A 14,973-nucleotide genomic window follows, 5' to 3' on the forward strand; every position below is an offset into this window, starting at 1 on the left:
AGCTTTCAGATGCATGGTTTTTTTATAAAAAGGGCTTGTCAGCAGAAAGGTTTATCACTAATATACACATCCATCGGGGGCGTGGCGAAATTGGTAGACGCACTGGATTTAGGTTCCAGCGCCGCAAGGTGTAAGAGTTCGAGTCTCTTCGCCCCCACCAAATTTAAAGAGCAAGCGTATCTTGCTTTTTTTATGGTTAAGTCTGATATGATTTAATCATGCATGTTCTAGAGGATTGGTGTAATGGTAGCATGACGGTCTCCAAAACCGTTCGTCAAGGTTCGAGTCCTTGATCCTCTGCCAAATATCTTAAAAAGCCCTTGTTTTTACAAGGGCTTTTTATTGCCTAAATTTTATGTGGATAGGTTGCAACATTTGAATCTTGCTCAAGATATAAGTTTTTAATTCACTAAAGAGCAAGACCTAAAAGCAGCGGATATGGCTTCTATTTAATAAATAAATTTTGAAATTTTATCTGCACTTTCAAGAACTGCATCTGCAATTTCATTTCTAAAATAATCTTCCTCATACGTACCTAATGGGCAGCTGACGGATAATACGGCTGTTACTTTACCCGTGGATTGTTTAAAAATGGGCACAGCACAGGCGGCCATATCGTGATTGTAATGACCCCAGCTCACCATAGATCGTTGTGTTTTGACATGGCTTAAACGTTGTAATAACTCTTTAAGACTTTTCGGCGTCAGCTCTGAAAAAGTTTCCCACTTATTAAAGTTTTTATACCGTTCTCGAATTTCTGTTTCGGATAAATCTGCCAGTAACATTTGCCCGATGACTGTTGCATGGGCAGGCCAACGTGTACCTAAACCAATATTACTGCTAAATGTTCCATTGGATTGAATGTTATTAATAAAGACAATATGCGTACCTTCTAGGATTGATAAATGGACTGCCAACTGGGTTTGATCGCGGAGTTCTTTCATCAACGGTGTAGCTAAATCCAATAAAGATTGTTTGGATAAACTATTGAAACCGAGTTCCATTACTTTTGAATCTAAAGCATAGGTCTTTTGTGAAGCTTTTCTGAGAAAACCACAGGATTCTAAGGTGTAAATCAGTCGAAATGCGCTTGAGCGATTCACGTCTAAAATCTCTGCAATTTCAGTGATCGTCATTTCTTGGGTTTGCTGATTAAAGGCCTGCAAAATTGCCAAACCACGAACTAAGCCAGGGACTAAATAACGGTCATCATTTTTTATTACGTCAGATTCTTGAGAGTCTGTTTCAAGTGTTGAGTTCATCTGTTCAATTTTCCTATTTAAAAGCACAAATCAGTACATTCAGCTTTATTTGAATTCTATTGTAACTGCAAATAGATTTATGGAATATAGTTTTATATATGAAACTATATTTTTTAAGTAAAACGTAAAAGAATGTGTAATAAATATCAAGTGTATGAATTTTAATAATATATATAGTTTGACATGAAAAACATCATAGGAGTATTCTTAATTAAAGTTTGTTATATCAAATTATGTTTTATATATAAAACAAATGAGGATGCAAGGATGAGTTGGATCTCAGTTTGTCAGCAAGACGACATCACCGAAGATGAGCCGAAAGCCATAGAAGTCGACGGTAAGAAAATTGGAGTATTTTTCATTGATGAAAATTACTTCGCTATTGAAAATGTATGCCCACACGCCTACGCCTTATTAACAGAAGGTTTTATTGAAGATCAAACCGTGGAATGCCCATTGCATGAAGCAATTTTTGATATTCAAACAGGTGAATTGAAAAGTGGTCCGGGATGCCGAAATCTGTGTACTTATCCCGTACGTGTTGAAGGGCAGGACGTTCAAATTCAACTATAAGTCAAATTTATAAGGATGGAATCTCATGAAAACATTTAATGAGAAGCTCGCGAACTGGATTCATGCCACGCCAGCGAAAGAAGCAGGGATTAACAATATTCAGGTTCCAGGACAGCCAGAACTTTTGGTTTGGCAAACGCGTTATAAAGCGCCAACGGTTTATGAGCAAGACTTTGTTCAGCACTTAATCAGCGCATTTTCATCAGGTGTAACTGAGCTTGCAGATTTGGTTCAGTCTTTAAACCAACAAGGTTTTCGTTGTGAGTCTGGTGAACTTTGGACTTCTGAGTCGTTCTCAGAAGAAATGCAACGTTTAGGTTATTGATTCAAGGAAGAATAGTGATGAACGCAGCAGTATTAGCCACGCCAAGTGTCGAAGAGTATTTAGATTTAGGTTTACGTGATCAATGGCATCCAGTGCTTGCAAGTTGGGAAGTTGCAGCAAATCCAGTAGGGATCACTCGTTTAGGTGAAAATATTGTGGTTTGGCGTGATGACCAAGGTCAAGTCCATGCCTTAGAAGATCGCTGCCCGCATCGTGGCGCACGCCTTTCACTCGGTTGGAACTTGGGCAATCGCGTTGCTTGTTGGTATCACGGTGTAGAAGTTCGCCACGATGGTGTGGTTGAAGATGTCCCCGCTGTACATGACTGCCCAATGAAAGGCACTAAATGTATAAAAAGCTATCCAGTAGTTGAAGCACACGGTGCGATTTTTATGTGGTTTGGGATTGACCCAAATGAAGAGCCTAAAGCACTTGAGTTTCCTGAACAACTTGCAAGCGAAGAATGGAGTTCATTCCTTTGCCAAGCGGATTGGAAAGTCAATCATCAATATGCGATCGATAATGTGATGGACCCAATGCATGGTAGTTATTTGCATTGCACATCTCATTCAATGGCAGAAGGTGATCGCACCGCGGAAATGAAACATCGTTCAACTGAGCATGGTTTTGTTTTTGAAAAAGAAGGTCAAATCGGTGTCAACTTTGACTGGGTTGAATATGCCAATACAGGTGCAAGCTGGTTGCGTCTTTCGATCCCATATCGTAAAGATTTTGGACCGGGTGGTGAGTTCTGGATTGTGGGTTATGCAACACCGATTGATGCCAATAATACCCGCGTATTCTTTTGGCGTTGCCGCAAAGTGAGCGGCTGGCAGCGTAATGTGTGGCGTTTCCTCTATCGTAATCACTTGGAAAAATTGCATTGGGATGTATTGGAACAAGATCGCATTATTTTAGAAAACCTTGCACCGAATGCACGTCAACAAGAATTCCTCTATCAACATGATGTCGGTTTATCACGCTTACGCCGTTTGATGAAAAAAGAAGCGGAAAAGCAATTAAAGAAAATGGCAGCGTTGAATAGCTCAAACCGGATTGAAATGCAGGAAGAAGCGCATGGCTAATGTCGCATTGTTACAAGGTAAAAAAGTCCTTGTCACAGGCGCGGCAAGAGGCTTGGGACGCGACTTTGCACAAGCAATTGCGGAAGCAGGTGCGCACGTGGTCATGGCGGATATTTTAACTGATCTGGTGCAGCAAGAAGTAGTTGCCTTACAGGCGCAAGGTCTAAATGTTGAGGCGGTAACGATCGACTTGGCGAATGCAGATTCGATTGAACTAGCTGTTCAGCAAACCGTTGAATACTTGGGTGGGATCGATGGCTTGGTGAATTGTGCGGCCCTTGCAACCAATGTTGGTGGCAAAAGCATGATGGATTATGACGCTGATCTTTGGGATCGTGTGATGAACATCAATGTCAAAGGGACGTGGTTAGTGACAAAGGCCTGTGTGCCTTATCTTAAACAGTCTGAGGCAGCAAAAGTCATTAATGTGGCATCGGATACAGCACTTTGGGGCGCCCCAAATCTGATGGCTTATGTGGCAAGTAAAGGTGCTTTGTTGGCGATGACGCGTTCAATGGCGAGAGAGTTAGGGCCGTTCAATATTTGTATCAATACGCTTTCACCAGGATTGACTCTGGTCGAAGCAACCGAATATGTACCGCAAGAACGCCATGATTTATATGTCAATGGTCGTGCGATTCAACGGCAGCAGTTACCTCAGGATTTAAACGGAACAGCCTTGTATTTACTGTCGGAATTGTCCTCATTTGTGACGGGTCAAAATATTCCCGTAAATGGTGGTTTTGTCTTTAATTAAGGAGTGATCACATGATTACAGGGATTGAGATTTTAAAGTTTGGCGTCGAGGACAGAGCTGCTTCAAATAAGTTTTTAGCAGACTTCGGATTAACGCACACTCATTCAGACATTGAAGGTGCTGATCTCTATCAAACCCAAAACGGCAGCAAAATTTATTTATTTGATTGTGATGATGCGCGTTTACCTCAAGCAATCGAATCAGGTTCGACTTTACGCGAAGTCATATGGGGTTTAGATGATATAGCACATGATTTACCGGATTTAGCTGTTCGATTGCAAGATGTAAATGGTTTTGAGGCAACAGAAGAAAGTGTGCAATGTATTGATCCTAATGGGATGACCATTCGCTTTCAGAAAAGTTTTACCCACGAAATCCCTGCGTTAAGAACCGAAGGGATCAATCAGTACGGAACAGTCAATCGTATCAATGCTGCCAGTCCTGTTTATGAGAAAGGTCAACCTGTTGCGATTGGTCATGTGGTGTTCTTCACCCCAGATTTGGAAAAAACCGAACAGTTCTATATTGAAAAACTGGGGTTCTACTTATCAGATGCTTATCGCAATCGTGGTGCATTTTTGCGCTGCCGAGGCAAGGGTTATCATCATGATTTGTTCTTACTTTCAGTACCCAATAAACCCGCAGGTCTAAACCATGTTGCCTTTGTGGTCCGTGATATTCATGAAGTCATTGGTGGTGGATTAAATATGAATCGCTCGGATTGGTCAACCTTTATCGGTCCAGGGCGGCACCCGATTTCTTCAGCTTACTTTTGGTATGTCAACTCGCCATTAGGTGGTGCATTTGAGTATTACACCAATGATGATTATTTGACTGAAGAATGGCAGCCACGGGTTGAAGAACATTGTTTAGAACTATTCACTGAATGGGCGATTGAAGGCGGTCTTGATGATCATACCCGTCGTCAAGTCAAACCTGCATAAGACTCAATCGGGCAGGGAGATCAAGCTATGGAAAGAATCGTAATCGTTGGTGCAGGGCAGGCAGCGGGTTGGGCGGTGAACACACTACGTCAAAATGGATACTCAGGTGAGATTCATGTGGTATCCAATGAAGACCAAGTGTTTTACGAGCGTCCACCACTTTCTAAACAGGTGCTATCAAAAGAAGCCAGTTATGAAAGTTTGCATCTGTTTTCTCCAGAGCAAGTGCAAGAATTTAACATTCAGTGGCATAAGCCTGCTGTGGCGACTCAAGTCGATCGCCAGCAGAAACATGTGGTCTTAGCAAGCGGTCAAATTTTACCTTATGACAAGTTATTGATCGCAACAGGAAGCCGTGCACGTATTCCAGTCAATACATGGCAGTTCATCCCAAATGTGGTGACTTTACGTAATGTGCAAGATTGTGAGCGTCTTGCTGAAATCTTACAGCATGCGCAAAAACTAGCGGTGGTTGGCGGTGGCTGGATTGGTCTTGAAATTGCAGCAACGGCACGGAAACAAGGCAAAGAGGTTCATATTTTTGAATATGGTGATCGGCTCTGTGCCCGTAGTGTAAGCCCTGATGTATCTGATTTCTTGAAACAGATGCATGAGAAACAAGGCACTCAGATTCATTTGAATAGTAAAAATTTGCATTTGATTGAAGCTGGTCATCAGAAAGTTGAAGTGGTGAATCATCCAAATGTCAGTGTATTGTTTGATTGTGTGGTGGTGGGTGCTGGGGCTGATATTGCCAAAGAACTAGGTGTCAATGCAGGCTTGGATGTCAAAGATGGCATCGTGGTGAATTGTTTTGGGCAAACCTCTGACCAAGATATTTATGCAGCAGGCGATGTTGCAACTCATCCGATGCTTGGGTATTGCATTCAGTCTTGGGCAAATGCGCAGAACCAAGCGATTGCAGCAGCAAAGTCGATGTTAGGTATGGATACCGAATATGCCGATATTCCTTGGCTCTGGTCCGATCAATACCACTTCAATATTCAAATATTAGGAACTTATCAACCTGAAAGAACCAAACAGATCGTCGTACGTAAAAGTACAGATGATCAATGTAGCTATCTTTATTTAGATAATCAAAATTGCTTAATCAATATGATCGCAATCAATGATTCGAAACTGGTCAAATTGGCTAAACGTTGGATGCAGTCCAATACCATTTTAGACCCAAAATTATTAGCAGACCCTGAATTTAATGTCATGAAATTAAAACCATAAACATTAAATCCGGTTCATGACTCAATCGAAGGAATGAAGTATGAGTAATGAAGTGAAAAGTGGATGGAAGCATTGGGTTCCTGCTTTCGTTCTGATGGTATGTGTTGTTCTCGCATTTTTCGACAAAATCAGTATTGCGGTTTTGTTTGCGGATCCACATTTCCAAGGTGCAATGGAGATTGCTGAGAACAAAGCCAAACTCGGATGGTTAATGACCAGTTTCTTGCTGGCTTACGGTTTTTCATCTGTATTCCTCAGTTTCCTTGGCGATATTTTCGACCCAAAGAAAATGCTGTTTTGGAGTGTCGCCTCTTGGGGTGTGCTGATGTTGTGCATGGGCTTTACCACCAGTTATGCAGGGATGTTGTTCTTACGTATTTTGCTCGGTTTAGCTGAAGGGCCTTTATTCGCTTTGGCTTATACCATCGTGAAACAAACCTATACCGATCGTCAGCAAGCACGTGCCTCAACCATGTTTTTGTTAGGAACACCGATTGGGGCTTTTCTTGGCTTTCCGATCACTGCTGCGGTATTAGCAAAATACGATTGGCATACCACATTCTTTGTGATGGCCGCTCTAACGCTTGTTGCTTTGTTTGCGATCATCATTGGTTTACGTGATTTAAAGCTTAAGAAAACCATTGAACTGCAATCCACCAGCAAGCGTGTCAATTTTAAAGGTCATCTTCAGAACACCAAAGTGTTATTGCAGAACCGTTCATTTTGGTTGGTCTGTATCTTCAACATTGCTTTGATGACGTATTTGTGGGGATTAAACAGTTGGGTACCTTCTTATTTAATCCAAGACAAAGGCTTCAATCTTAAAGAGTTTGGAATGTATTCAAGCTTGCCATTCATTGCCATGTTGATTGGTGAAATCGTCGGTGCATTCCTTTCTGATAAGACTGGGCGACGTGCAATTCAAGTTTTTGGTGGTTTATTGGTCGCAGGTATTTTCATGTATGTGATGGTACTCATGACTGATCCAATTTTGGTAATTGCTGCGATGTCTTTCAGTGCAATGGCTTGGGGCTTTGGTGTGGCATCGGTATTCGCTTTGCTTGCCCGAGTGACTACGGCTGACGTCGGTGCAACAGCAGGTGGGATCTTTAATGGAATGGGTAATTTTGCCAGTGCAATCGCACCTGTTTTGATCGGTTACATCGTAATGCAAACACATAGTTTTAATCTAGGAATTACCTTCTTGGCAGCAGTCGCCGTTATTGGGTCGTTCTTCTTGCTTCCTTTATTGAAACGCTATTAATCAAAGAGATCTAGGAGTTAAAACATGACTACTCAACAATTTGAATCATGGAAACAGCCAGAAGGCACGAGTTTAAATGATTGGTTAAACACACGTATCGCACGTTTTGAAACACGTAAATATGACTTTGATGCGTTGAAGTTCCAAGCAGATTATGACCCGAAATATCGTCGTGCTCAAATGCGTTATATGGGAACTGGGGCAACAGGGGTAGTCAATGATGGCAACACTGTCCCAGCAGAAAACTTTACTTTTTCAACCATGGTATTGCCTGCGCAATGTGAAGGTCCTTTGCATATTCATCACGATGTGGAAGAAGTGTTTTTCATGTTACGTGGTGAGATTGACTTATTCATTGAGCATAACGGTGAAAAATTCCAAACCAAACTCAAAGAGCGCGATCTGATTTCAATTCCACCGGGTATCTATCGTGGTCTGTTTAACCCTGGTCAAGAAGATGCATTGATGTGTGTGATGTTAGGTGCTGGAAAACCAACCATTCCGAACTATCCACCTGAGCATCCATTGTCTCAAATTAAACGTTAATCGACTCGATTAACTGTAAAAAAAGGAATGAAATGATGACTTTGATCGATACATTAGCCAAATATCCCATCAAAAGCATAGTCGTGAATGGGCAAGTGCAAGCTTATCGTGAAGCAGGTCAAGGTCAACCACTGATTTTATTGCATGGGATTAGTTCAGGTTCAGCCTCTTGGGTGAATCAGTTGGATGTGCTCAGTCATCATTTTCATGTCATTGCTTGGGATGCACCGGGTTATGGCATATCAACTGGCTTAAATACGGAACAGCCTAATGCAGCAGATTATGCACAACGTGTATTGGGTTTAATGGACGCTTTAGCGATTCAAAAAGCCATTGTGGTGGGACATTCGCTCGGCGCATTACAAGCCAGTGCCTTTGCCCATCTTTATCCTGAACGAGTTGAAACTTTAATTATTGCCAATGCTGCACAGGGTTATCAGCGATCAGATGATGAAACCAAAGCACAGGTGTATCAGAAACGCCCAAATCTATTGAAAAGCTTGGGCAATGCGGGGATGGCGGCAAGTCGCGGTCCACATTTAATTTATAAACAAGACCCTCAAGCACTGGCATTGGTCGGTGAGGTGATGGGGCAGCTTACTTTAGACGGTTTTACCCGAGCATCGTATTTGTTGGCGTATGACGAAATCAGAAATTATTTAACCAATATCAGCGTTTCTTGTGTGGTGATTGCAGGTGACAAGGATGAAATCACCCCTGCGCAAGCAATCAAGGAACTTGCTATCGAAATGCAATTGAGCCGATGTCATCTCATCACAGATGCAGGTCATCTGAGTTATGTCGATCAACCTGAACAGTTTAACGACATTGTTTTATCGGCAAATTAAGATTTAAACGAGAGATATGGATATGAGCTTCCAAGTTGAAGGAAAAGTAGCAGTTGTAACAGGTGGCTCGTCAGGCATTGGTTTGGCTGCTGTGGAAATTTTAGTTGCAGAAGGTGCCAAGGTTGCGTGGTGTGGTCGAGATGAAGCGCGTTTAGCAGCATCGAAACTTTATATTTTAGAGAAATATCCGCATGCCAATATTTACACCAGTATTTGCAATGTCTTAGACAAAGAAGATGTAAAACGATTCGCACAACAAGTGAATCAAAATTTAGGCAATGTCGACATGTTGATCAATAACGCGGGTCAAGGTCGTGTGTCGAATTTTGAAAATACCCAAGACGAAGATTGGATGAAAGAAATTGAACTCAAGTATTTCAGTGTATTGCATCCCATCCGTGCATTTTTAAATGATTTAAAGCAATCTGCTTGTGGCTCAATCACCAATGTGAACTCATTGTTAGCATTGCAACCTGAGCCGCACATGATCGCAACCTCATCTGCACGTGCGGCATTACTGAATCTTACCCATTCACTGGCACATGAATTTACCCAATATGGTGTCCGTGTGAACTCGATTTTGCTAGGTATGGTGGAGTCAGCACAATGGAAACGCCGTTTTGAAACACGTTCAGACCCAAATTTGTCGTGGGAGCAGTGGACGGGAAATATTGCAAAGAGTCGAGGTATTCCGATGCAACGTTTAGGCAAGCCTGAAGAACCTGCACGTGCTTTGGTGTTCTTGGCGTCGCCATTGGCATCCTATACCACAGGTTCAACACTCGATGTCTCTGGTGGATTTAATAAACATTTATAAGGTGTGCACATGAAACAGTTGATGATGATCGGTTTTGGCGCGATGGCAGCAGAGGTTTATACGCATATGCCACATGACCTACAACTTAAATGGATCGTGGTACCAGCACGGAGTATTGAAAAAGTTCAGGCACAAGTTGCTCCAGATGTTCAGGTCATTTCATCAATTGATGAGTGTCAGGGCACACCTGATTATGTGATTGAAGTTGCTGGCCAAGCCGCAGTGAAAGAGCACGCGCAAAAGGTACTGGCGAAAGGTTGGACGATTGGTCTGATTTCAGTGGGGACTCTTGCGGATAACGATTTTTTCATCCAACTGAAAAATACGGCGGAACAACATGATGCACATCTGCACCTTTTAGCAGGTGCGATTGCAGGAATTGATGGAATCTCAGCGGCGAAAGAAGGTGGTTTAGAAAGGGTCACCTATAAAGGTTGTAAAAGCCCTAATAGTTGGCGTGGCAGCTATGCCGAACAATTGGTTGATTTAGATCAGGTGAATCAAGCAACCGTTTTTTTCCGTGGTACAGCGCGTGAAGCTGCACTGAAGTTTCCAGCCAATGCCAATGTTGCGGCGACCATTGCCCTTGCAGGTTTAGGTATGGATGAAACGATGGTTGAACTCACAGTTGATCCGACGATCAATAAAAACAAACACACCATCGTGGCAGAAGGTGTGTTTGGTGAAATGACCATTGAATTAGTTGGTGTACCTTTGGCAAGCAATCCCAAAACCTCAACTTTGGCGGCGCTGAGTGTGATACGGGCGTGTCGCAATAGTGTTCAAGCGATTCAGATTTAAAGGGATTTGATCATGATAAAAGAAATTTATATCGCAGGTGAATGGCGATTAGGCAAAGGCGGTACAATTCAAAGTCTGTTTCCAGCAGATCAATCTGTGAATGCTGAGATTTCAACTGCGAGTTTAGATGATGTCAATGAAGCGATTGAAAAAGCGGATTTGGCATGGCGAAAAGCAGAGTGGCGCAATAGTTTACCGCATGAGCGTGCTCGGATTTTATATAAAGTGGCAGACATTATTGAAGCGCGTGTTGATGAACTTTCAAAACTACAAACCCGCGATAATGGAAAACCACTGGCGGAAACACGTGCCTTGACCATGAGTGCCGCAGCAACTGCGCGTTATGTCGCAGCAGCTTGTGAAACGATGAATGATGAATTGACCACGCAACGTGCAGCAGATTTCATGACAATGAGTGTACATGAACCGGTGGGAGTAGTTGCGGCAATTACCCCATGGAATTCACCGATTGCCAGTGAAGTACAAAAACTTGCACCAGCCATTGCGGGCGGAAATGCTGTGATTTTAAAACCAGCAGAAGTGACTTCTTTGGTTGCTTTAGAACTTGCCAAAATCTTTGAAGAAGCAGGTTTGCCTAAAGGCTTACTAAGTGTGTTGGTTGGTCGTGGTTCTGTGATTGGTGATGCAATTGCGAAGCATCCATTGATACGCAAAATTTCATTTACAGGTGGAACCAGTACAGGTCGCCATTTGGCACATATCGCAGCAGATAAACTCATTACAACGTCTTTAGAACTTGGCGGAAAATCGCCAACAATCGTCATGCAAGATGCTGATATTGAGCTTGCTGCGAAAGGTGTGGCTTATGGCATTTTTAGTTCAGCAGGACAGGCATGTATTGCAGGCGCACGGTTGTTTGTGCATAGCAGTATTTATGAGCAATTCCTAAATCGCTTGGTTGAAATTACCAATGGCTTGCGGGTTGGACATCCCGAAACAGCAGGTGTGCATCTCGGTTCTTTGATTAACCCTAAACACTTAGCATCAGTGGATGCTTATGTCCAATTAGCCAAAAAAGAAGGAGGGCAAATCCTTGTTGGTGGTCATGCGTTGACTGAGGGTGAATTAGCTAAAGGTAGTTTTTATTTACCGACCATTATCACAGGTCTAAATAACTCAGCTCAAACCTGTCAGGAAGAAATCTTTGGCCCTGTGCTGGTCGTCATGAAATATGACGATGAAGCTGATTTGATTCAGCAAGCCAATGACAGTTGTTTTGGTCTGGCAGCAGGGATTTGGACTGAAAACTATCGTAAAGCTTGGCAACTTGCGCGTGCTTTAGAAGTGGGAACAGTCTGGATTAATACCTACAAAAAATTCTCGATTTCTGCGCCGTTTGGTGGTTTCAAAGAAAGTGGTATCGGACGTGAAAAAGGGCGTTTAGGCATTTTATCTTACATGCAGCAAAAAAGTATTTATATGGGATTGAGCGAGCAGCCAAATCCTTGGTGTGATTAATAAATTCATGGATAGAACAAGTTTTTGAGGAATATAGTAATGACAGAACGTGTAAATGTAGGCGAAGCCATCGCGCGTGTTTTAGAAGCACATCAAGTGGATAGTATTTATGGCGTGATCTCGATTCATAATTTACCAATTGCTGATGCCGTAGGTCGCCGTGAAAAAATCCGTTTCGTAGCGGCACGCGGTGAAGCTGGTGCAGTGACGATGGCAGATGGTCATTCACGCTTTAAAGGTTTGGGTGTCGCTTTAACCAGTACAGGTGCGGGTGCAGGGAATGCGGTCGGTTCATTGATTGAAGCGATGAATGCATGTAGCCCAGTGTTACATCTAACTGGTCAAGTTGAACGTGAATATTTAGATCGTGATGCAAGTTTCATTCATGAAACCAAAGATCAGCTCACCTTCTTACGTGCATCAAGCAAAGCCGCTTTTCGTATTACCAGCCCTGACAATGCTGTAGGTATTATTCGTGAAGCGATTCGCGTAGCCACTACAGTACCCATGGGACCGGTCAGTGTTGAATTACCGATTGATGTTCAAGCAGCTGAAATTGACCTACCACTGAATTTAGGTCCAGTCAAAGCACTCGAATTGCCACAAGCAGATCAAGTTGAAGTTGATTTAATCGTTGATGAAATCAAGAAAGCCAAACGTCCAATTTTTTGGATTGGCGGCGGTACGCTGAATAGTGTTGATGAAGTCAAAGCGATTGCTGATCTCGGTATTCCAGTAGTATCTTCAACCCATGCACGTGGTGTATTGGCAGATGATCATCCACGTAGTCTAGGTGCATTCCATAACTCAGCAGGGGTTGAACAACTTTTAAAAGATGCCGATTTATTGGTTGTTGTTGGTTCTCGTTTGCGTAGTAATGAAACTAAAACCTACTCAGTGCAATTCCCTGAAAATATTATTCAGGTCGATGCCAACCCTGTCGCACAGCAACGTAATTACAAAATTCGTAATTTCGTTTGTGGCGATGCCAAAGATGTGTTGCAACGTGTTCTCACAGGTTTAGCAGGCATGTCTAAAGTCAATGCGGAATATGATGCAGCCGTAGTTGAAGCAAAACAGGCTGCAATAGATGCCTTGCGTACACAACTTGATCAATATGCATTAATTTGTGATCACCTTCGTGCAGTATTGCCACAAGATGGCATCTTTGTGCGTGATATCACCATGTCAGGTAGTACATGGGGCAGCCGTTTATTCCCAGTACAAGCACCAAACCAAAATATTCACTCTTTAGCAGGCGCAATTGGTTTAGGTTTAGCAACCGCAATAGGCGCTTCGATTGCCAATCCAGACAAGAAAGTCATTGGTCTAGTTGGTGATGGTGGTCTGATGCTAGGTATCGGTGAAATTGCCACGATGGCGCAAGAAAATACCAACATGGTACTGATGATCATGAATGATGGTGGTTATGGGGTGATGCGTGGCATCCAAAAAAATTACTTTGGTGGTCGTCAATATTTCAATGAATTGCATACACCTGATTACCAAGCTTTGGGTGAGGCGATGGGTGTGAAAAGCTGGAAAGTCTGCAGTGCAGAGGATTTTAAAACAGTCATTCAGCAGGCCGTTGATTTCCAAGGACCAAGCGTCATCGAATTGGATATGCATTCAATTGGGCCACTGAATTTTGCAGGTCCGCCACAAAAGAAATTGTATTAATCCATCTCAGCATTGCTAGGTAAGGCTGCTGAAAAATGATTTGTAGGCAAAATTTTTTGTCTACAAATCGATAAAAACTATGTTTTACAGGTAAAACAAAAACAGAGCCAACAGGATGGTTGGTATCAAAGCGAAGGAATATGATATGAAAAAGACAGTGATGGTCGCGATGCTTGCTACATGTTATTTGGGTACAGCATCTCATGCATTTGCACAAAGTTCAGCACTTGAATGGAAAAGTGAAGACGGAACGGATTCTGTAAAATTAGGTGGTGTGGTTCGACTCAATCAACGCTATGAAAATTGGGAAGGGCCGAACGGTGGTTTTGGAAAACTCTATTTTGATATTTTTAGAGTCGATTTGAAAGGCAAGTTTGATGATGCCTATTTTAATGCCAGTTACCTCTTTCAAGATCAAGGTAAGCGCTCGATAGAAAAAGCCTATGTGGGTTATCATTTGGATGAACATAACAGCATAGAAGCTGGTTTTGTCTATAAACCCTTTGCAATTTATCCTTATCCGCAGAATGGATGGACTTATCACATTCCATTTTTCTTGGGTTATGGTAATAACATTGCTCCCGGCTTGAATTGGAATTTTCAGAATAAAGACTGGGACATGAAGCTCGGTTATTATCCTGAAATGCTGGCAACCAATCTTCGTTATTCTCCTGAAAGTGCCACCTATGATGATTTGGCTGAAAATGCATTCCCAACACAACAAGGCTATCAAAATGAAAAACGTCATCAAGTGAATACACGGATTGTTCGTAAGTTAGAAACCGAATTTGGCAAGCAAGAATTTGGTGTTTCAGGTGCTATTGCTCAGCTACACAACAAGATTACTGATAAAGATGGTAAGTATTATGCTGTTGGTTTGCATACAGATAACAATTACAAACGCTTTAATTTACAAAGCTCGGTAATACATTATCAATATGATGCGAAAAATCCAGATGGTGTAAACAACGATATGACCTTAATGGGAGCGAATGGTTTAACGCCTGCTTACTTCATTGCATCGGAAGGAACCATTGCGAGTTTAAACCTCGCTTATACCTTACCCGTTCAAGACATGGGGAAACTCAAAGCAATCCGTTTCTACAATGATTATAGTTATTTAGACAAAAAAAGGGATGATTGGTCTGATTCGCAAATGAATACCACAGGGATGATGTTTATTGCTTCGCCATTTATGGTGTGGACTGATTATACATGGGGCAAAAACGCCAATATCATTGGTGGTGCAACCAATGCCACAGGCTTTACTTCTACAGTTTCGCCAAATAGTGACAAATGGCTTTATCGTATTAATTTGAATATTGGATTTAGTTTTTAAATCTTCATAAATTT

General features: G+C 42.2%; 15 protein-coding genes and 2 tRNA genes. 16 read left to right on the top strand and 1 reads right to left on the bottom strand.

Annotation, left to right across the window (positions count from 1 at the left end):
• Positions 1–75 precede the first annotated feature (75 nt).
• Both EXE30_RS03660 and EXE30_RS03665 read left to right on the top strand, forming a co-directional pair.
• Positions 76–160 (top strand) — tRNA-Leu (locus EXE30_RS03660).
• A 69-nt stretch (positions 161–229) separates the two neighbouring features.
• Positions 230–303: transfer RNA gene (locus EXE30_RS03665), tRNA-Trp, on the top strand.
• Between the two features lie 146 nt (positions 304–449).
• Here EXE30_RS03665 and EXE30_RS03670 read toward each other — a convergent pair.
• Positions 450–1,262: an IclR family transcriptional regulator gene (locus tag EXE30_RS03670; protein ID WP_130161241.1), complete on the bottom strand. Its 813-nt coding sequence runs from the start codon at positions 1,260–1,262 to the stop codon at positions 450–452.
• Between the two features lie 267 nt (positions 1,263–1,529).
• Here EXE30_RS03670 and EXE30_RS03675 point away from each other — a divergent pair, with 267 nt between their 5' ends.
• The 14 genes from EXE30_RS03675 to EXE30_RS03740 all read left to right on the top strand — a co-directional run bounded on the left by EXE30_RS03675 (position 1,530) and on the right by EXE30_RS03740 (position 14,959).
• Positions 1,530–1,835 carry a non-heme iron oxygenase ferredoxin subunit gene (locus tag EXE30_RS03675; RefSeq protein WP_004671931.1) on the top strand — a complete coding sequence of 102 codons (306 nt, stop codon included), beginning with the start codon at positions 1,530–1,532 and terminating at the stop codon, positions 1,833–1,835.
• 25 nt (positions 1,836–1,860) lie between these two features.
• Entirely contained in the window at positions 1,861–2,160 is a 300-nt protein-coding gene (locus tag EXE30_RS03680) for a recombinase-like helix-turn-helix domain-containing protein (RefSeq protein ID WP_004671928.1), read from the top strand.
• A gap of 17 nt (positions 2,161–2,177) precedes the next feature.
• Entirely contained in the window at positions 2,178–3,245 is a 1,068-nt protein-coding gene (locus EXE30_RS03685) for an aromatic ring-hydroxylating oxygenase subunit alpha (RefSeq protein WP_130161242.1), read from the top strand.
• Positions 3,238–4,002: an SDR family oxidoreductase gene (locus EXE30_RS03690; protein WP_121928363.1), complete on the top strand. Its 765-nt coding sequence runs from the start codon at positions 3,238–3,240 to the stop codon at positions 4,000–4,002. Before EXE30_RS03685 ends, EXE30_RS03690 begins: the two co-directional genes overlap by 8 nt.
• 11 nt (positions 4,003–4,013) lie before the next feature.
• Positions 4,014–4,946 (top strand): VOC family protein, encoded by a 933-nt coding sequence (locus EXE30_RS03695; protein ID WP_130161243.1) that lies wholly within the window; start codon positions 4,014–4,016, stop codon positions 4,944–4,946.
• Positions 4,947–4,973: 27 nt separating this feature from the next.
• Positions 4,974–6,185: an NAD(P)/FAD-dependent oxidoreductase gene (locus EXE30_RS03700; RefSeq protein WP_130161244.1), complete on the top strand. Its 1,212-nt coding sequence runs from the start codon at positions 4,974–4,976 to the stop codon at positions 6,183–6,185.
• Between the two features lie 40 nt (positions 6,186–6,225).
• Positions 6,226–7,449 carry an MFS transporter gene (locus tag EXE30_RS03705; RefSeq protein ID WP_130161245.1) on the top strand — a complete coding sequence of 408 codons (1,224 nt, stop codon included), beginning with the start codon at positions 6,226–6,228 and terminating at the stop codon, positions 7,447–7,449.
• Between the two features lie 24 nt (positions 7,450–7,473).
• Positions 7,474–7,995 (top strand): cupin domain-containing protein, encoded by a 522-nt coding sequence (locus tag EXE30_RS03710; protein ID WP_130161246.1) that lies wholly within the window; start codon positions 7,474–7,476, stop codon positions 7,993–7,995.
• A 32-nt stretch (positions 7,996–8,027) separates the two neighbouring features.
• Positions 8,028–8,843 carry an alpha/beta fold hydrolase gene (locus tag EXE30_RS03715; RefSeq protein ID WP_130161247.1) on the top strand — a complete coding sequence of 272 codons (816 nt, stop codon included), beginning with the start codon at positions 8,028–8,030 and terminating at the stop codon, positions 8,841–8,843.
• Positions 8,844–8,865: 22 nt separating this feature from the next.
• Positions 8,866–9,660, top strand: a complete 795-nt coding sequence (locus tag EXE30_RS03720) for an SDR family oxidoreductase (protein WP_130161248.1) — start codon at positions 8,866–8,868, stop codon at positions 9,658–9,660.
• A gap of 9 nt (positions 9,661–9,669) precedes the next feature.
• A complete protein-coding gene (locus EXE30_RS03725; RefSeq protein ID WP_130161249.1) occupies positions 9,670–10,461 on the top strand; it encodes an aspartate dehydrogenase in 792 nt (263 codons plus the stop codon).
• Positions 10,462–10,473: 12 nt separating this feature from the next.
• Positions 10,474–11,940 carry an aldehyde dehydrogenase gene (locus tag EXE30_RS03730; RefSeq protein ID WP_130161250.1) on the top strand — a complete coding sequence of 489 codons (1,467 nt, stop codon included), beginning with the start codon at positions 10,474–10,476 and terminating at the stop codon, positions 11,938–11,940.
• 39 nt (positions 11,941–11,979) lie between these two features.
• Positions 11,980–13,620, top strand: coding sequence for a thiamine pyrophosphate-binding protein (locus EXE30_RS03735; protein ID WP_130161251.1), 1,641 nt, complete (start codon positions 11,980–11,982; stop codon positions 13,618–13,620).
• Between the two features lie 145 nt (positions 13,621–13,765).
• A complete protein-coding gene (locus EXE30_RS03740) occupies positions 13,766–14,959 on the top strand; it encodes a hypothetical protein (RefSeq protein ID WP_130161252.1) in 1,194 nt (397 codons plus the stop codon).
• Positions 14,960–14,973: the final 14 nt, after the last annotated feature.

Source organism: Acinetobacter halotolerans, from assembly GCF_004208515.1.
In the GTDB taxonomy this organism is placed as follows: Bacteria; Pseudomonadota; Gammaproteobacteria; order Pseudomonadales; family Moraxellaceae; genus Acinetobacter; species Acinetobacter halotolerans.

What these genes read in the sequence shown, in the direction of transcription:
- EXE30_RS03690 (WP_121928363.1), top strand. Translation starts at nt 3,238, where the DNA reads ATGGCTAATGTCGCATTGTTACAAGGTAAAAAAGTCCTTGTCACAGGC.
- EXE30_RS03670 (WP_130161241.1), bottom strand. Translation starts at nt 1,262, where the DNA reads ATGAACTCAACACTTGAAACAGACTCTCAAGAATCTGACGTAATAAAA.
- EXE30_RS03710 (WP_130161246.1), top strand. Translation starts at nt 7,474, where the DNA reads ATGACTACTCAACAATTTGAATCATGGAAACAGCCAGAAGGCACGAGT.
- EXE30_RS03720 (WP_130161248.1), top strand. Translation starts at nt 8,866, where the DNA reads ATGAGCTTCCAAGTTGAAGGAAAAGTAGCAGTTGTAACAGGTGGCTCG.
- EXE30_RS03725 (WP_130161249.1), top strand. Translation starts at nt 9,670, where the DNA reads ATGAAACAGTTGATGATGATCGGTTTTGGCGCGATGGCAGCAGAGGTT.
- EXE30_RS03730 (WP_130161250.1), top strand. Translation starts at nt 10,474, where the DNA reads ATGATAAAAGAAATTTATATCGCAGGTGAATGGCGATTAGGCAAAGGC.
- EXE30_RS03685 (WP_130161242.1), top strand. Translation starts at nt 2,178, where the DNA reads ATGAACGCAGCAGTATTAGCCACGCCAAGTGTCGAAGAGTATTTAGAT.
- EXE30_RS03740 (WP_130161252.1), top strand. Translation starts at nt 13,766, where the DNA reads ATGAAAAAGACAGTGATGGTCGCGATGCTTGCTACATGTTATTTGGGT.
- EXE30_RS03735 (WP_130161251.1), top strand. Translation starts at nt 11,980, where the DNA reads ATGACAGAACGTGTAAATGTAGGCGAAGCCATCGCGCGTGTTTTAGAA.
- EXE30_RS03680 (WP_004671928.1), top strand. Translation starts at nt 1,861, where the DNA reads ATGAAAACATTTAATGAGAAGCTCGCGAACTGGATTCATGCCACGCCA.
- EXE30_RS03715 (WP_130161247.1), top strand. Translation starts at nt 8,028, where the DNA reads ATGATGACTTTGATCGATACATTAGCCAAATATCCCATCAAAAGCATA.
- EXE30_RS03675 (WP_004671931.1), top strand. Translation starts at nt 1,530, where the DNA reads ATGAGTTGGATCTCAGTTTGTCAGCAAGACGACATCACCGAAGATGAG.
- EXE30_RS03700 (WP_130161244.1), top strand. Translation starts at nt 4,974, where the DNA reads ATGGAAAGAATCGTAATCGTTGGTGCAGGGCAGGCAGCGGGTTGGGCG.
- EXE30_RS03705 (WP_130161245.1), top strand. Translation starts at nt 6,226, where the DNA reads ATGAGTAATGAAGTGAAAAGTGGATGGAAGCATTGGGTTCCTGCTTTC.
- EXE30_RS03695 (WP_130161243.1), top strand. Translation starts at nt 4,014, where the DNA reads ATGATTACAGGGATTGAGATTTTAAAGTTTGGCGTCGAGGACAGAGCT.